This window comes from Anaerosporomusa subterranea, assembly GCF_001611555.1.
In the GTDB taxonomy this organism is placed as follows: Bacteria; Bacillota; Negativicutes; order Sporomusales; family Acetonemataceae; genus Anaerosporomusa; species Anaerosporomusa subterranea.
Window position 1 is genome coordinate 50046 of record NZ_LSGP01000013.1, and the last position, 17062, is coordinate 67107.

At 50.2% G+C, this 17062-nt stretch carries 17 protein-coding genes; 14 read left to right on the forward strand and 3 right to left on the reverse strand.

Annotated elements, in window-relative coordinates; translation table 11 throughout:
- Positions 1-2: 2 nt before the first annotated feature.
- Entirely contained in the window at positions 3-467 is a 465-nt protein-coding gene (locus AXX12_RS03770; protein WP_066238377.1) for an N-acetyltransferase, read from the forward strand.
- A 102-nt stretch (positions 468-569) separates the two neighbouring features.
- Here the strand turns inward: AXX12_RS03770 and AXX12_RS03775 are convergent, their stop codons facing one another.
- Entirely contained in the window at positions 570-1241 is a 672-nt protein-coding gene (locus tag AXX12_RS03775) for a metal-dependent hydrolase (protein WP_066238380.1), read from the reverse strand.
- A 91-nt stretch (positions 1242-1332) separates the two neighbouring features.
- On the opposite strand from AXX12_RS03775, the gene moaA reads away from it, so the two are divergent.
- From moaA to AXX12_RS03800, 5 genes are read left to right on the forward strand one after another with little or no spacing between them, the layout of a single operon-like run.
- Positions 1333-2316, forward strand: a complete 984-nt coding sequence (gene moaA / locus AXX12_RS03780; protein ID WP_066238383.1) for a GTP 3',8-cyclase MoaA — start codon at positions 1333-1335, stop codon at positions 2314-2316.
- A 13-nt stretch (positions 2317-2329) separates the two neighbouring features.
- Entirely contained in the window at positions 2330-2812 is a 483-nt protein-coding gene (gene moaC, locus AXX12_RS03785) for a cyclic pyranopterin monophosphate synthase MoaC (protein WP_066238386.1), read from the forward strand.
- Positions 2809-3252, forward strand: a complete 444-nt coding sequence (locus AXX12_RS19780; protein ID WP_066238389.1) for an MOSC domain-containing protein — start codon at positions 2809-2811, stop codon at positions 3250-3252. Before moaC ends, AXX12_RS19780 begins: the two co-directional genes overlap by 4 nt.
- Positions 3245-3730, forward strand: a complete 486-nt coding sequence (locus AXX12_RS19785; protein ID WP_066238393.1) for a MogA/MoaB family molybdenum cofactor biosynthesis protein — start codon at positions 3245-3247, stop codon at positions 3728-3730. The genes AXX12_RS19780 and AXX12_RS19785 overlap by 8 nt, the downstream gene beginning before the upstream one ends.
- Before the next feature lie 58 nt (positions 3731-3788).
- A complete protein-coding gene (locus AXX12_RS03800; RefSeq protein ID WP_231881785.1) occupies positions 3789-4688 on the forward strand; it encodes a prephenate dehydrogenase in 900 nt (299 codons plus the stop codon).
- A gap of 221 nt (positions 4689-4909) precedes the next feature.
- Here the strand turns inward: AXX12_RS03800 and AXX12_RS03805 are convergent, their stop codons facing one another.
- Positions 4910-6526: a GDSL-type esterase/lipase family protein gene (locus AXX12_RS03805; RefSeq protein ID WP_066238396.1), complete on the reverse strand. Its 1617-nt coding sequence runs from the start codon at positions 6524-6526 to the stop codon at positions 4910-4912.
- A 49-nt stretch (positions 6527-6575) separates the two neighbouring features.
- On the opposite strand from AXX12_RS03805, the gene AXX12_RS03810 reads away from it, so the two are divergent.
- Positions 6576-7787 carry an MFS transporter gene (locus tag AXX12_RS03810; RefSeq protein ID WP_082816696.1) on the forward strand — a complete coding sequence of 404 codons (1212 nt, stop codon included), beginning with the start codon at positions 6576-6578 and terminating at the stop codon, positions 7785-7787.
- A 73-nt stretch (positions 7788-7860) separates the two neighbouring features.
- Positions 7861-8874, forward strand: a complete 1014-nt coding sequence (locus tag AXX12_RS03815) for a heparan-alpha-glucosaminide N-acetyltransferase domain-containing protein (protein WP_269448389.1) — start codon at positions 7861-7863, stop codon at positions 8872-8874.
- A gap of 77 nt (positions 8875-8951) precedes the next feature.
- On the opposite strand, the gene pgm is transcribed toward AXX12_RS03815, so the two are convergent.
- Positions 8952-10604: a phosphoglucomutase (alpha-D-glucose-1,6-bisphosphate-dependent) gene (gene pgm, locus AXX12_RS03820; RefSeq protein ID WP_066238407.1), complete on the reverse strand. Its 1653-nt coding sequence runs from the start codon at positions 10602-10604 to the stop codon at positions 8952-8954.
- 290 nt (positions 10605-10894) lie between these two features.
- Between pgm and AXX12_RS03825 the strand changes: the two genes are divergently transcribed.
- From AXX12_RS03825 to AXX12_RS03850, 6 genes are all read left to right on the forward strand, one after another.
- Entirely contained in the window at positions 10895-11887 is a 993-nt protein-coding gene (locus AXX12_RS03825; RefSeq protein ID WP_066238410.1) for a LacI family DNA-binding transcriptional regulator, read from the forward strand.
- Between the two features lie 28 nt (positions 11888-11915).
- Positions 11916-12320 carry a cupin domain-containing protein gene (locus AXX12_RS03830; protein ID WP_066238413.1) on the forward strand — a complete coding sequence of 135 codons (405 nt, stop codon included), beginning with the start codon at positions 11916-11918 and terminating at the stop codon, positions 12318-12320.
- Positions 12321-12330: 10 nt separating this feature from the next.
- Positions 12331-13698, forward strand: coding sequence for an oxidoreductase (locus AXX12_RS03835; RefSeq protein WP_066238415.1), 1368 nt, complete (start codon positions 12331-12333; stop codon positions 13696-13698).
- An 18-nt stretch (positions 13699-13716) separates the two neighbouring features.
- Positions 13717-14805 (forward strand): zinc-binding dehydrogenase, encoded by a 1089-nt coding sequence (locus tag AXX12_RS03840; RefSeq protein WP_066238417.1) that lies wholly within the window; start codon positions 13717-13719, stop codon positions 14803-14805.
- Between the two features lie 78 nt (positions 14806-14883).
- Positions 14884-16062: an ABC transporter substrate-binding protein gene (locus AXX12_RS03845; protein ID WP_082816699.1), complete on the forward strand. Its 1179-nt coding sequence runs from the start codon at positions 14884-14886 to the stop codon at positions 16060-16062.
- 101 nt (positions 16063-16163) lie between these two features.
- Positions 16164-17054, forward strand: a complete 891-nt coding sequence (locus tag AXX12_RS03850; RefSeq protein WP_066238420.1) for a branched-chain amino acid ABC transporter permease — start codon at positions 16164-16166, stop codon at positions 17052-17054.
- Positions 17055-17062: the final 8 nt, after the last annotated feature.

Consider the following 17062-nt stretch of genomic DNA (forward strand, 5'->3'; position numbering starts at 1 on the left):
CTGTGGTGTATCGCAAGGCAACCTTTAAGGATGTAGAAGCTATTCACAAAGTCGTCAATGATTATGCTTTACAAGGAGTTATGCTTTCCCGCGCGCGCAATACGATTTATGAAACACTGCGTGAGTATATACTGGCTGAACAAGACGGCGAAGTGGTAGGCTTAGGCGCTTTGCATCTGGTTTGGGATGAATTAGCGGAGATCCGCAGTCTGGCTGTCGTTCCTTCAACCGTTAAGACTGGTATCGGCAGAGAAATCGTCGAGCGACTTACGCAAGAAGCGCTCGACCTTGGTGTTAAGACCGTATTCGCCCTTACGTATCAGCCAGGATTTTTTGCTAAGCTTGGTTTTCACGAAGTGGAGAAAGAGACACTTTCACCCAAGGTCTGGAAAGAATGTATTAATTGCCCGAAGTTCCCGCACTGTGACGAGATTGCAGTAGTAAAGGAAATAGGGACAAAAGCATAAAAAAGAAGATTGCCCTCACGGTTTCGCAATGACAGGAATGTCTTTGCAAAGTCTTAAGCCCGTGGCAATCTTCCCGATACGTAAACAATTAAAAACGTATTCTTATGCGATTGATATCGTTTCTCCTGGGTTCATGATCCTGACCGGTATCTGTGAGCGGTTTTCTACTTTTTGCTTGAAGGCTTCCGGGTCCTGGGCGATAACCGGCCAGGTATTGTAGTGCATGGGAATGACCTGCTTCGGTTTCAGCAGGGCGACCGCTTCGACGGCGTCGTCAGGTCCCATGGTATAATTGTCGCCAATTGGCAAGAGCGCCCAATCGATGGACGCTAACCGCCCTAACAAGGCCATATCGCCGAACAGGGCGGTATCACCGGCGAAATACACCGTAGTTCCGTAGAAATTCACGATGAAACCGCAGGCATGACCGCCTGGTACGCCAGCACCATGGAAGGCCAGTGTCAGCCGCACATAGCCAAAGTCAAAAGCATGCTTGCCGCCTAGATGCATTGCATGGGCTTTACAATCTTGCTTACCGCATACGCCGGCAATTTCAGCAGTCGAAATTACGGTTGCGTCATTTTGCTTTGCAATGCTGATCGCGTCACCAAGGTGGTCAGCATGGCCATGGGAAACCAATACATAGTTGCATTTTACCTCAGTTGGTTTGACAACTTGAAACGGATTGTCTGTTAAATAGGGGTCAAAAATAATTGAGGTTGTTTCATTGCTTAATTGAAAACAGGCATGACCGAGAAAAGACAACGTAGTCAAGGGTATTCGCCTCCTTTATTGTTTTATATGCGATAACGTATTCGATCTAACTATGCAAAAATCCTTTGACACAGCTTCCTGAGGTGATAGCATGCGCGATGCCTTTAACCGAACAATCGAATATTTACGGGTGTCGGTAACTGACCGTTGTAATTTCCGCTGTGTTTATTGCATGCCGCCACAGGGAGTAGAGCCGCTTCAGCACAGTCAAATTCTCAGCTATGAAGAGATACTGCGCATTGTGACAGTGTTAACAAAACATGGACTTAAACGGGTGCGACTAACCGGTGGTGAGCCGCTAGTCAGGCGTGGTCTCATTGAGTTTGTCAGAAATTTGTCCGCTATTAGGGATTTGCAGGATATTGCATTGACGACTAATGGCAGTCTACTGGCCCCCATGGCAGCCGAACTTAAACAAGCTGGGCTGAACCGGGTGAATATTAGCATAGATACTGTTAACGCTGAGCTGTTTCATCAGATTAGCGGCGGTGGCAGGGTTCAGGATACTCTAGATGGCATTGAGGCGGCCTTGTCTGTTGGTTTGCAGCCAGTTAAGTTAAATGTTGTCGCAACAACCTATTTAACAGATGCTGACCTCGCGTTTTTTCTTAACCTTGCACGCAATCGCCCTGTTGCTGTTCGGTTTATTGAATATATGCCTATCGGCTATAATACAGCAGATGTCAGCATAAGCATTTCCCATTTGCGTGAGAAACTTACGGAAATCGCTGGCGCCGCATTGATTCCTATCCAATTTCCGCAAGGGGGTGGCCCGGCGAGCTATTTCACGCTGCCGGGTATGATAGGAAGGCTTGGCTTTATTGCGCCAATCAGCGAACATTTTTGTAGCTCGTGCAATCGAATTCGACTGACGGCAGACGGAAAGATCAAGCCGTGTCTATTACAAAACATGGAGTTTGATATTAAAAGTCAATTGCGTTCTGGCATCAATGATCTGCAATTAGCTCAACTGTTATTGCAGGCTGTCTGCTTAAAGCCTGCCGGGCATGAGCTAAATAGCTCTGGTAGCGCGGACTCGGCTGTGACCCGCCAGATGTCGCAAATTGGCGGTTGAAAAAGGAGACGACATGGAGCTAACACATTTTAATGAAACCGGTCGAGCCAGAATGGTTGATGTCGCAGAAAAAAGCGATACTCGGCGTCTAGCCGTTGCTGTAGGCAAAGTCTTGATGCAGTCGGAAACGCTTGCGTTGATTCAACAAGGCCGTATCGCCAAAGGTGATGTTCTTGCAGTTGCGCAAGTCGCTGGTATTATGGCAGCCAAGCGAACCTGGGAGCTTATCCCCATGTGTCACCCACTGTTACTGACTGGCGTGGATCTGTCGTTTTCCATCAAGCCAGAAGAGTGCTCTGTCGAACTAACTGCTACGGTGAGTACCACCGGCAAAACCGGCGTGGAGATGGAGGCGCTAACCGCGGTTTCCGCAGCTGCGCTGACTATTTACGATATGTGCAAGGCTGTCGATCGCGGCATGACAATAGAATCGATTTGTCTGCAAACCAAGTCAGGCGGAAAAAGCGGCCATTATCAGCGAGGAGGCAAGCCATGAAAGCGGGAACAATTGTTGCTGTTTGCACCAGCAAACACAAGGGTGAACGCAAACAGAACGTCGGTACGTCAACCGTATTGACCGGACTGGGGCTGGAAGGCGATGCTCATGCGGGATTTCAGCACCGCCAGATCAGTCTGCTAGCCCTGGAGAGTATCGAGAAAATGCAAAAGCTTGGCTTGGACGTTCATCCTGGGGATTTTGCGGAAAATCTGACAGTTAGCGGACTTGATCTGGTCGCATTGCCAGTGGGGACGAAAATGCAGGTGAATGATGTTCTGCTCGAAGTCAGCCAGATTGGCAAAGAGTGTCATACTCGTTGCGCTATTTATTATCAGGCAGGCGATTGTGTCATGCCTAAAGAAGGCATCTTCGCGGTTGTGCTTACAGGCGGTACAGTATCAGTTGGCGATCGCCTGGAGGTGGTTGGCCATGTTTAAAGTGGGCATCATTACGGCCAGTGATAAGGGATCGCGCGGCGAGCGCGAAGATGTCAGTGGACGTGAGATTGTCGATCTGTTGCGCGGACTAGCTGAAGTAGCTAGCTATCTTGTTGTTCCTGATGAAAAGGAAGTGCTTAGTGCGCAGATGATCCATATGGCTGACAGCCTGGGGGTTGATCTCATTCTGACTACTGGCGGCACCGGCTTAAGTCCTCGCGACGTCACCCCAGAAGCGACACTGGCGGTAATCGATCGTCTCGTACCCGGTATCCCAGAAGCGATGCGAGCTGCCTCGATGCGGATTACCGATCGGGCGATGCTGTCACGTGCAGTGGCTGGCACACGGGGGAGGACGCTAATCATCAATCTTCCTGGCAGTCCAAAGGCAGTGAAAGAGTGTCTCACCGTCGTGCTGCCTGTGCTGGAGCATGGCCTAGCCATTCTTTCAGGCAAGACGTCAGAATGCGCTCGTTGAGTCAACTAATTTATAGCCCATCCTGTCACGGACGGGCTTTTTTGTTAGGGGGAGGCACTTGAAAAATTTACCACAAGAGACTAAGCCGCTATGTATCGCAATTGTTGGGCTAGGTATGATCGGCGGTTCAATCGCTATCGGCTTGAAACGCTATGTTAAGCCCTGCCCGGTTATCCTGGGGCTGGATCGTAATGCCAATTCATTGTCTGCCGCCAAACAACAGCAGGTTATTGACAGAGTCAGCCAAAGCCCGGGACCGGAACTACTTCAGGCAGATATCGTTTTCCTTTGCACTCCTGTGCTGCAAATGGAGGTTGTAGCTGCATCGATTGCGCCGTTTTTAAAATCCGGTGCAATCATTACTGATGTGGGCAGTACAAAAAGCTGGTTGGCGCCGCGGATGAAGTCATTACTGCCGCCCCATGTCCGATATATTGGCGGTCACCCGATGGCAGGACGTGAAAAAAGCGGCTATTCGGCCGCTGACGGTAATTTGTTTCGGGATAAGTGGTACCTCCTTTGTCCTGATTTAGACACAGATACCCAGGCTTTGCAGTTGATCAGAGCCTTGGCGGAGAGCCTTGGCGCCAAGGTTGATGTCATGGACTCGGTTCGGCATGATCAATGCGCTGCCGTTATCAGTCATACACCGCACATTGCCGCCGCTGCGATGGTGAATCTCTTGGATTGCTACCCAGATCCACAAACCAGCCTGAAGCTGGCCGGTGGCGGCTTTCGTGACACCACTAGGATTGCTTCGTCTGACGCCGACATGTGGGCTGATGTCTGTATTAGTAATGCTCCAGCCATTCTCGGTAGTCTGCAAGCCTACCAAGGCGTCCTCGCCAATTTGTCTGCGGCGGTGGAACAAGCTGACCGAGCAGCCATCCGTGCGTTTTTTGCGTCAGCCAAAGTACATAGAGATAGTCTGTTAGAACAGCTTGACAATAATAAATGAGGCTGGGAGTCAGAAAGACAAGGAAGGAACGGAACACTAGCGCCACTACAGATAATCGACTAATGCCTAGCGGTACTATTGTGTCGCTCGTGTATCGCTAGTGCCGCTCGTGTTCATCGTGCTATACAGTACCCGGTAACCCTCTGCGATTGCCCTCAGCGCACTCTGCGTACTCTGCGGTTCGCATTCTCCGTTACCCTAAAACCGTACGTTGTTCTATGTCAATCTGTCACTGTCTTCCAAAAATGATTGATCACGTTGCCCATCAGCCGTTTGCCCTCGATGTCAATATGCAACCCGTCTACTGCGAAGCGAGCAGGCAGTTCCCGGTTATCATCGAGAAAATGCGGTTCCAGGTCAATATAATAGCGCTGTTGACGGATAAAAGCATTCACCAGATCAAATTCTGTCCGCCAGTTGGGTACGGTTGGTTCTTGAAATACATTCTCTATGGCAATAGGGTTGATTGGCGGCAGAGTGAGGAAGATTGGGCGTATGTCATAGCGCAGGCACTTCTCGCGGATAGCAATCAAATCAGCGATTACCTGAGCAGCTGGTGTTCCACCGCGCAAGCTGTTAGTACCGCCGAGAATCAGTAAATAGCGTGGTTGGAACGGTAAAACATCTCGTTCAAATCGCTCCAGCATCGTGGTAGACGTATCACCGCTTTTCCCAAGATTAACCTGAGGAAAGCTTAGATATGTCTGATAACTGTATTCCCAATCGGCAGGTGAATAGGAAACCGCGCCGCCGCCATGGGTGATGCTGTCGCCAAAGCTAGCCGCATAGTTTCCAGCCGCTAAGTCGACTTGAAAGGGGACCGCGTCAGAGTATACGCCAATCGCTCCACCCTGTGCGTCAAGCGCCCGGACCCGCCAATAGTAGGTTCCCGGCTGGCTGCGCGCCGTGTCATCATAGATGCCATAGCCGGTCGCCCGCTTACTCCAGATACGGTACGCTGACGGGCTGACACCACCCGGATTTTCCGGTAGCCTATTGGTTACTTCCACTTCATAGGAGGCGGCTCCGGTTAACGGAATCCAGTAATACACAGGGTATAGTGGCGTTGACTGCTTATTTTCATTATAACGGGTCGTCGGCAACGGCTTTAGTGGTTCGTTTCGCTCCGGATCGATATAGATTTGACTGGCTTCGGAAAATAGTCCAATCGGATTGCCATCATAATCAAGTCCACGCACCCGCCAGTAGAGCGGGCGGTCTGTTAGCTGGCTGAGATCGGCATGATAGCCGTTAGCAAAGACTTCGCGGGTGGCAAACAGGCGGTGGCTCGAGGCGGCATCAGCGTTGGTGGGAGGCGCGTTTAATATCTCCAGCTCATAATACACTGCCCCGGCAACACTCGTCCAGGTGAGAAATGGCTTGAGTGGCGCAGGCATACTAGCCGGATAGAGGGAGAGCGGTTTTGGCCTAGTGGATGGAGTCGGGGCAGCTTGAACTGACTCGCTTAGAATCTGTGGTTGTGAAAATGCGCCTAGAGGAGCCTGCAATGCGCTACGCGCTGATACTCGCCAGAAGGTTTGAAAAGGATAGCGGGCAGTTAATTGGAACTGACTCTCCCAAGTTTGAAAGCTGTCGATGATTTGCCACGCTGGCGTAGGCTCATCAGAATCAGGCTGACAGGCTAGTACATCTATGGCATAATAACAAGGTAGAGGAAAAGCGTTCCAGGCTAGAGCCGGTTTATTACCATCGATGACAGATAGAGTTACCTCAGGCCGGTACTGAGCAGCTGCTTTCCAAGCGAGACATTCATAACCCACGGCAGTCGCAGTGAGTAATAATAAAAGCTGAATCAGCAAATGTTTTGGTCGTATCATTAGCTACACCTACAGGTACAAATTTGGGCTATACGCATTCAAGAAGAGTATGCCGCACAACGTCGGCTTGAATACCGGGGCGATAGTGATGTTGATTAATCGCGAACTTTATACCAAACAATTTATCGGTCTCATTTTAGCCAATATGTTTTTTTGGATGAGTACCAATGTCTTCATGCCTGTACTCCCTTTATACTACCATAGCTTGGGTATGAATGACCACCAGGTTGGCATTGCTGTGGGCGCCTTTTCTGTAGGTGCTATTTTATTCCGTATCTTTTCCGGTAAGGCTGTAGATCGGTATGGCGGTACTCGTATTATTGCCAGCGGCATTGTGCTGTCCACTGTTGCCATCATCAGCTATGCTTATAGCCATACACTGCTAACCGCTGCACTTTCCCGCTTTTTTCATGGAGTTGGCATATCCTTTTATAGTGCAGCTGCTTTAACGACAGCCTCGTTAATTCATTCTGACAAACACACAGCCGAGGCACTGGCTACGTATACGCTATTTGCGATGTTTGGCGTAGGTATCGCCAATGCCAGCGCTAACTATCTCTATCAGTTCGGGTCGCTAACCCTAGTGCTGGCTGTTGGTGGTACAGCAACACTGTTGTCGCTGCTGCTATATCCAAAAAAACCAAAGTTGTACGTCCGTCCGGCTGCGCCTGTTGCAGCGTTGCCGATCGCTGAGGTTATTAGCCTGCCGGCGGTATATGTGCCTACACTCAGCCTACTGGCAGTCCAATTCTGTTTTGGCAGTGCCATGACCTTTATGCCGTTGCTTATGCTTTCCTATCATATTAACGAGATTAGTCCCTATTATATTGCCTATGCGATTACGGTCATCTTCTCGCGCGCCTGGGTCAGCCAGCTTTGCAATCGCTTCACCGCACAGCGGGTAGCTTATGCTATTTTGCTATTATTTACGGTTAGCATGCTAGTTGTCGGTTTATTTCCGTCCACATTAACGCTGGTTCTGTGTGGTGCCGGCCTTGGCATCGGTTATGGACTGGCCTTTCCATCACTGGCGACCATTATCACTGACGCCACTCAGCCAGCTAACCGGGGAACCGCTTTTGGCGTCTATACCACCGCTGTTGATGCTGGTATCGGCATCGGTTCTATTGGTATGGGATTTGTTGCCGGGGAATGGGGTTATACCGCCGTTTTCCTGACAGCTTCTGTCTATGTGCTTCTGTATGCGATGTTTTATCGCAGCGTGCTATGGAAACGGATGGAAATAGCAAAAGATAGATAAGTAAGAGGTTTATAGTCGGTTTTGCGACTAGCTAGCAAAGGAGGCAAAAACACTGCGCAGAAGAGATGACACTATCGATATTATTAGAGGGATAGCAATTTTCACCATGGTTGCCTCGAATCTGGTTCCCTATACGCTAGCAGGCGGCAGCCCTGACTGGTTTCGCTTTTATGGTACCTTTGCTGCCCCGTTGTTTGTGTTTCTGGCAGGTATGATGGTCAGGCTGACCGGTCAGCTTCGAAAGCGCAATTTTGGGTATTATGCTATACGCGGGCTAGCGGTTGTGCTGGTCGGGGCTTGCATTGACGCGTTTGTATGGGGTCTTGTTCCCTTCGTGAGCATGGATGTGTTGTATCTGATTGGTTTAGCGATGCCGTTATGCTATTTATTGGGGACGTTTCCTATCATGTGGCGGTATGTGATCACTATCGCTATCTTCGCGACGATGCTGCTATTACAGGCAGAAGCAGGCTATCGCTATGCGCCAAACGGCTTTATGCTGCAGGCTGGGCTGGCCCTTGATGAAATCATTAGTCAGGCAGAGCTGGCGCAAGGTTGGTTGATTGATGGCTGGTTCCCAATTTTTCCTTGGCTCGGCGTGGCCTTTGCAGGATATCTTGTTGGTGATTTCAGAATCAAGTATCCCTCGTTTGCTAATGGAAAAGTTCTGTTAGCTACTCTGGGCAGCCTGGCAATCGGCGCTTGGTGGTGGCAGGCTGAGCCGATCGAGCGGTTTGCGCGAGAAGGGTATCCAGATCTATTTTATCCGCCGACGCTTGCCTTCTTTTGTATCGCGGCTGGTGTTTTATCATTGTTGTTTTACATCGTAGACCGCAATCCGCAGCGTCGCATCTATATGCCGTTTAAACTCTACGGTAAATGCAGTTTGCTAATGTATGCCTTACATGTAATTTGCATCAGCGAGTTTTTTGTTCCGTTAAGCTATCAGGGGATTAAATTTGCCTTTGTGAAATTCATTTGGCTATATTTAGGGCTGATGGCGATCTTGCTTTGTGTGGCATTCGGCGTAAACAAGCTGAAGCCAAAACGACTGCCGGCGGCAATAAGGTTTTTCGTCGGCGGTTAGCTGCTGATCGTGTTGAAAAGAAAATGGCTGGGGATCCCGCTTTGGGATCCCCAGCCATTTATTTTTGTTTAATCTGTTTATACACCGGCGGCTGTGAAGGTGGATGCGACAATTTGTTTTGCTTCGGCTTGAATTTGCCGTAGGTGCTCCGCACCAGTAAAGCTTTCCGCATAAATCTTATAGACATCTTCCGTGCCGGATGGGCGGGCGGCAAACCAGCCATTAGCGGTGCACACCTTGAGGCCGCCGATATCGGCGTTGTTGCTGGGCGCTTTGGTTAGCTTGGCGGTAATTTTTTCACCAGCGAGGGTTTCAGCGGTAACCTGTTCCGGCGACAGTTTTGCGAGCACTTCTTTTTGTCGTGAGTTGGCGCCCGAATCGATGCGTTCATAAACAGGCGAACCGAAATTTGCTGTTAAGCTCTGATAGATATGTCCTGGATCGCGACCAGTCTTTGCTGTAATTTCAGCAGCCAGTAAACAAAGAATAAAACCATCTTTATCAGTAGTCCAAACTGTGCCGTCTTTTCTCAAAAAGGAAGCACCGGCGCTTTCTTCACCACCGAACCCAAACGATCCATCAACCAAACCATCAACAAACCACTTGAAACCAACCGGAACCTCAGCTAGTCGTTTGTTGAGATGTACTGCCACCCGGTCAATCATCGAGGAACTGACCAGTGTTTTACCGATGGCGGCATCATTGCGCCAGCCAGGCCGGTTTTGAAATAGATAATAAATCGCTGTCGCTAGGTAGTGATTCGGATTCATCAGACCAACGCTGCGGGTAACAATGCCGTGACGGTCAAAGTCGGGATCGTTGCCAAATGCCAGATCATACTTATCTTTGAGCTCGATTAATCCAGCCATCGCGTAAGGTGACGAGCAGTCCATGCGAATTTTTCCGTCAGCATCTAGATTCATAAAGCTGAACGTCGGATCTGGATGGCCGTTAATCAGGTCGATATCGAGTCTATAGGTTTCAGCAATCGGTGCCCAGTAGGCTAAACCTGAACCGCCGAGGGCGTCAGCGGCCAGCTTTAGACCGGCGTTTCGAATGGCGTCCATATCAATGATATTTCTTAGATCATGAACGTAGGGAGTGATAAAGTCGTATTCGCGTACCTGGCTAGTTTTCAGTGCCTTTTCATACTGTATCCGCCGGACGTCCTGGTTGTTGTTTTGTAATAGCTGGTTGGCCTTGTCTGCGATCCATTTAGTAATAGTAGTATCAGCCGGGCCGCCGTTTGGTGGGTTGTATTTAATCCCGCCGTTGTCAGGCGGATTATGCGACGGGGTGATGACAATTCCGTCAGCCAGACCTGCCGTTCTGCCTTTGTTATAGCTTAGGATGGCATGAGAAATGACAGGAGTGGGGGTATAGTTCATCTCCTTGGCAATTTGTGTTTCGACTCCGTTGGCGGCTAGCACTTCCAGCGCTGAAATAAACGCCGGCTCTGACAGGGCGTGCGTATCAAAGCCGAGAAACAACGGTCCGCTAATCGCCTGGGTTTTTCGATAACAACAGGCTGCCTGCACGATGGCGTGGATATGGTCCTCATTAAAGGTATTGTGCAGGGGATTACCACGATGGCCTGATGTGCCAAAGGCTACTCGCTGCGCTGGCTCGTCTGCAGTAGGATGATTGGCATAATAGGCGCTAATTAGCCGCGGGATGTTAACTAATAGGGATTTCGGAGCTTTCTTACCAGCAAGAGGATGTATAGACACAGAAGAAACACCTCCGTTACAAGATGGGTGAAATTTGTTAGGTGGTCGTCAGACGCATTTGCCTACTTTATTATTCTTGCAGATGCTGCAGTTTTCCTCTTATTGGGAAAAGGCACAAGTAAACATTTTACCAAGCGATTGCGTTAGCTGCATCGGAATTTTCTAAATAACCAAACCTTTTGAAATTTTTCGCGTTTGTTAGCAGGATTTTGTTTTTCAACGGCTAATTATAGAAATATCACAATGAAAACGATTGCAGAAACGATTGCAGTCACAACGGAGGATGCGACTTGGTTAACATTAAAGAGGTCGCCAAACAGGCGGGCGTGTCCGCCAGCACGGTGTCACGAGTACTTACAGGCAATATTCCTGTGGCTGCCGAGACTCGGCAGAAGGTGCTGGATGCGGTGAAAGACATGAATTACCAACCTAATCCGCTGGCCCAGGGGCTCAAGGGAACCCGGATCAAGGCAATTGGGCTGTTTATTCCCAATGTTCGAGATCTGGTATTCCCGGCAGCCGTCCGCGGAATAGAAGATACAGCCAAACAGCACGGCTATACGGTAGTGCTTTGCAATACTGACGAAAGTATAGAAAAGGAACTGTCTTACATCCAAAACCTGCGTCGACGGTTGATTAACGGCTTCATCTTGTCAACCGCTCGCAGTAATAGTCCGCACCTGTTGGCATTAAAAGAAGAAAAATTTCCGATGGTCTGTTTGATCCGGCACTTGGGTGAAGAACTGGATGCGGTTGTACTGGATAACCGCGATGGAGCCTACCAGGCGGTAAAATACCTGGTGCAACGCGGGCATCGCAAGATTGTTATTCTCAACGGTAACATGGAAGTCTACCTCTATCGGGAGAGATTTGCCGGTTATCGGCAGGCGCTGGAGGAAGCGGGTATTCCCCTTGATAAACGGTTGATTTTCGATAACATCAACGGCTGGGATGAGAGTGGCCGGGTGGTGCGTGATATGCTGAATTCTGGTGTGCGGCCTGATGCTATTTTTGGCACCAGCGATCCGAAGGCGATCGGCGTTCTTAAGGCAGTCAAGGATTGCGGTTTTAGAGTACCTGATGACATTTCGGTAATTGGTTTTGATGATTCTGATATTGCGGCTTTTCTGGATCCGCCGCTGACAACTGTGGCCCAGCCCTTTTATGAGATGGGTGTCAAGGCTTGCGAAAAGCTGATTCGGCTTATCGAGAGCAAACGACGCTCCCGGCCCAAGGTAGAAGTGCTGCCTGCCCGGTTGGTAGTTCGCGATTCAGTGCGATAACGATTTTTGCTGATAAGGGGCGAATAGAGTGAGAACAGTTTCGTGGCAGGCGGTTACCGGTGAGCGCTTTCCCTCAGGTAGAAGGACACGGCTATTGATCGCGCCTGGCTCAGCAGTTGAGGCTGAACGGTTCGTGATGGGGCATGTCACAATCGAACCGGGCGGCGGGATACCAAATCATGAACATGCCCAGGAAGAAGTATATTACATACTAGAAGGCTGCGCGACCCTAACGATTGACGGAGAAATAGCGAAACTTCCGGCAGGAACTGCGGTACACTTGCCGCCACAATCGTTGCATGAGTTAAACAACCAGACACAAGAGCCGATTACCATTCTCTTTGTCTATGCACCCACAGGCATTGTCGATCACTGGCAAGAAGAGCGGGAAGGACATCTGGTCATTACCAACCCGCCTGACGCCGCGAAATAGGAGGAAAGCAGTGACAGAACACGCAAAGTTTCACTACCAAAGTCTGCCTGAGCTGCAAGCAGAAGCAGCCAGACTCCAGCTCGACCTACCGTTCAGCCAGGACGTTAGCATTCTGAGCAAACCCTTTATCCTCAACGGCAAGACTGTGCCCAACCGAATGATCATTCATCCGATGGAAGGCTGCGACGGAACTGCCGATGGCAAACCTGATGAACTAACATTCCGGCGTTACCGCCGCTTTGCCGCTGGCGGAGCCGGTCTCTTGTGGTTTGAGGCGACCGCAGTCGTGCATGAGGGAAGAGCCAACCCGCGTCAAATTACCATTTGTCAGGCTACTAAAGACTCATTCGCAGCCCTGCTTGCGGACAGTCTTACAGCGGGCCGCGAAGCTAACGGGGCATCATGGCAGCCTTACACTGTACTGCAACTGACTCATTCTGGACGCTACAGCCGACCGGCGGCCAAGCCGGAACCGATCATTGCTCAGCGGAGCCTAGCGCTAGATCCCAAGTTGTCTGTAGAGCCCCGAGTTATCACTGATGAGGAGCTCGAAGCGCTGGAAGATAAGTATGTGGAGGCGGCTGTGATTGCGGCTGACATTGGTTTTGACGCAGTGGATGTGAAAAGCTGCCACGGCTATCTGATCGATGAACTGCTCGGCTCACACACCCGACCCGGAAAATATGGCGGCAGTTTCGAAAACCGCACCCGTTTTCTAGTGAATATCGTGGATAAGATTCGTCGCCGCTTAGGCGATAGTTTGGCGATTACCCTGAGGCTTAATGCCTATGACTCGATCCCCTATCCCTGCGGTTGGGGAGTTGATAAGGCTGATTTTCATAAACCTGATATGAGTGAGCCCATTCGTTTGTTGACCCTATTGCGGGATAAAGGGGTCCGCATGGCAAACCTTAGCGCTGGTAACCCCTACTTCAATCCCCATATCGGACGTCCCTATGATATCGGCTCTTATCTGCCGCCGTTTCATCCGTTAGAGAACGCGGCTGTGCTGCTTAATGTCGCCCGCGAGGCTCAGGTGGCCGTCCCCGAAATGGCGATAATCGGCACTGGCTTCAGTTGGTTCAGGCAGTTCGCCCCCCATGTTGCGGCGGCAGCAATTGAACAAGGCTGGTTTCAACTGGCAGGATTTGGCCGGCAGGCGTTCGCGTATCCGAGCTTCGCCCACGACATCACTGCTACTGGCGCAATGGATTCGAAAAAAGTCTGCATCGCCTGCAGCAAATGCACGGTGATCATGCGAGATAGCGGTCGCACCGGTTGCGTAATCCGTGACGCGCAAGTTTATGGGCCGATTTATCGTGAAGGCAGAGAAGGCAAAGCCACTGCGGAATCAATACATGTGGCTGAACATGTTTAGAGTAGAAAGGGTGATCGTATGAAATCACGCGCAATGGTGTTGGAGGCGTTCAATCAGCCGTTAGTTATGCGGGAGTTTGACATTCAACCACTAGCCGAAGGGGAATTGTTAGTCAAAATTGAAGCCGCCGGCGTTTGCGGCTCTGACGTACATATGCAAAAAGGGGAAGACCCGCGTACTCCATTACCGATCATCCTCGGCCATGAAGGTGTTGGCCGGATTGTTGCCATGAACGGAGCCAGAAAAACAGTTAACGGCGAGACGTTGGCCGAAGGCGATCTGATCCTCTGGACGCGCGGCATGGCCTGCAACCATTGTTATGCCTGTGCTGTCCTGCTCGAACCCTGGCTGTGCCAAGACCGGAAAACCTATGGTATCAATCGAACCTCAAGCCAACCGCCATATCTTAACGGCTGTTATTCCGAATATGTGACTCTGCTCAACAGTGTTGATATCTATAAAGCGGCGGCAGACATTGACCCGGCTGTGCTAGTATCAGCCTCGTGCTCTGGCGCGACCATTGCACATGCCTTTGACCACCATGCACCTAAACTTGGTGACACCGTACTGGTGCAGGGGCCTGGTCCACTCGGTCTGTACGCGATCATGTACGCCAAGAAGCTAGGCGCTTCTCGCGTCATCGTGATCGGCGGCTCTGGCAACCGACTCGAAATCTGCCGCGATTTTGGCGCCGATGTCATTCTCAACCGCAATACCACCTCAGTCGAAGAACGTCGTCAAGCTATCCTAGACCTTACCTACGGGCGCGGCGTCGATATGGCTATTGAAGCGGTTGGTCATCCCAGCGCTGTCCAGGAAGGTCTGAAACTGGTGCGATCCGGTGGTGCCTACCTGTCGGTCGGTTTCTCACAACCGCCGGGAGAGTGCCAGGTAGACTTCTTTAAAGAAGTCGTCAGTAAAAACCTAAAGATCCAGGGCGTTTGGGTATCAAGCAATCGCCATACTCAGCACGCTTTATCAATGGTTCAATCTCAGCCTGAGCTGTTTGCAAAGATGATTACCCATCGGTTCCCGCTAGCCGAGGCAAACGCAGCGTTGCAATCCATGGCTCAGCGCGATGCGTTGAAAGCTGTCCTAATCCCGTAACCTGTATGTCAAGGGAAGCGCCCTAACATAACCCCTTTCGCAGGTTTTGCGAAAAAAGAAGTTAGAGGAGGAGAAAAGGTGAAAAAACTGTTTCAAAAAAAGATTGCGATGGCAACTCTCGTGTTGTTAGTCGCGGGCCTGGTTGCACTCACCGGCTGTAGCTCAGCGCCGCAGGAAATCGTCATCGGCAACCTGCAGGACGTCAGCGGACCCACATCCGTACTCGGTAACGCCGTAACTCGCGGCGCTGAACTGGCGGTGGCCAAAATCAACGCTTCTGGCGGCATCGACGGCAAGAAAATCAAACTGATCACTCTCGATACCAAAGGTGATGTGCAGGAATCCATTAAAGCCTATAATCGCTTGGTCGATCAAGAAAAAGCCATCGCGATTGTTGGACCTCCCGTCTCCAATATCGGTCTGGCTTTGGCTCCGATCGCCAACCAAAAGAAAGTCGCCATTATCGGCAGCTTTATCGATCCCCGTGTAACTGTAGGTCAGGATGGCAAAGCCAATCCATCCATGTTCTTGATGCAGCCGTCGAGCGTTCAGTATGGCGAGATTATGGCTGGCTATGCGGTAGAAAAACTCAATCTGAAGAAAATTGCCATACTCTACGATCAATCGAACGCCTTCGCCGTGTCGTTAATCAAGCCATTCAAAGCGTATGCTGAGAAAAACGGCGCTAAGATTATCACCGAGCAAGTCTATGCTAAAGGCGATAAAGACTTCAAAACCCAACTGCAGAAAATTAAAGATTCGGGCGCTGACTCCCTATATGTCCCCAACTACACGCAAGACCTTGTTATTACCGTTAAACAGCGCAAACAAGTCGGTCTCGATATTCCTCTGATTGGCGCGCTGGACTTCGCTCCGCCGTTCGCCGATCTCGTTAACGATCCGGAAGCGGCTACTAACGCCTATTTCGCTAACAACTTCTCCGAATCCGAGCCACAACTAGCCGAAGTGCATAAAGCTTACAAAGAAAAATACAAAGAAGACCCCATCAATAAAGCGTATCTCGGCTATGACAAAATTCTCCTGATCGCTAACGCCACTAAATTGGGCGGCGGCGTAACGGCTGAAGGAGTTATCAAAGGCCTCAATCAAACTAAAGATTTCAAAGCTACAACTGGTGTTATCACTCTCTCTCCAGAGACTCACCAACCGGTTGGTCTGACCATGGTTATGTACAAGATAGAGAAGGGCAAATATGTCGAACTCGGCCGCTATAGCCCTGAGAGTCACAAAAAATAATAACTGAAGTTGCCAGACTGTGCGTGGAACGCTTGCTGAGCGTTCCGCGCCGGTCCTCTTCCTACGGAATCGCATTGAAGTCAGAACAGGAGGTCAAGTAAGTGAGCTTACAACAACTCGTTAATGGCATGTCTCTCGGCTCTGTCTATGCGCTGATTGCCGTGGGTTTTGCGATGGTATTCAATATTCTCAAGTTCTCAAACTTTTCCCACGGTGGTTTGATGACGCTAACCGCCTACATCGGCTATGTAGGCACGATCTTGTTCGTTAAGCAGCTAGATTCCATTCCGCTGTTCTTAGCGACCATTACAACCGCGGCGATTGCCGGCGGCGTAGTTGCCATGGGCGTTGAGCGGGTCGCGTTTCGTCGACTGCGTAACAACAACAGCCCGGTCATCTATTACTTTATCTCCTCGATTACCATGGGTATCTTGATGGAGAACTTAGTCACCGTTTTTGCCAGCAGTAATTTTTACTCATATCCAAAGTTCTTTGCATCGACTGCCATCACATTTTTGTCAATTACTATCGCAGTTTCTGATCTTCTGATGCTGCTTTTTTCTACCTGTGCGTTGTGTATTATCATGTGGGTGCTGTATAAGACAAAAATCGGCCTGGCCATACGCGCACTATCGTATGATGTCAATACTGCCAGTTTGATGGGGATGGACCCGAACTTCGTGGTCATGGTTACCTTCATCGCGTCTGGCGTGCTTGGCGGCATTAGCGGCGTGTTCCTGGGCATTAACTATACGCTTTATCCGCAGTTGGGACAACTGATTGTTAAAGGCTTTATTGCCTCGGTTATCGGCGGTCTAGGCAGCATCACCGGCGCTATGATTGGCGCGGTGCTGTTAGGCGTGGTAGAGGTTACGCTCATTGGTCTGGTCGGAGCGGGAATTGCGCCTGCATTCCTTTTCATCATCATGCTCTTGTTCCTGTTGATTCGTCCACGCGGCATCGCTGGCGTTATCGTACAGGAAAAAGCGTAAGAAGGAGG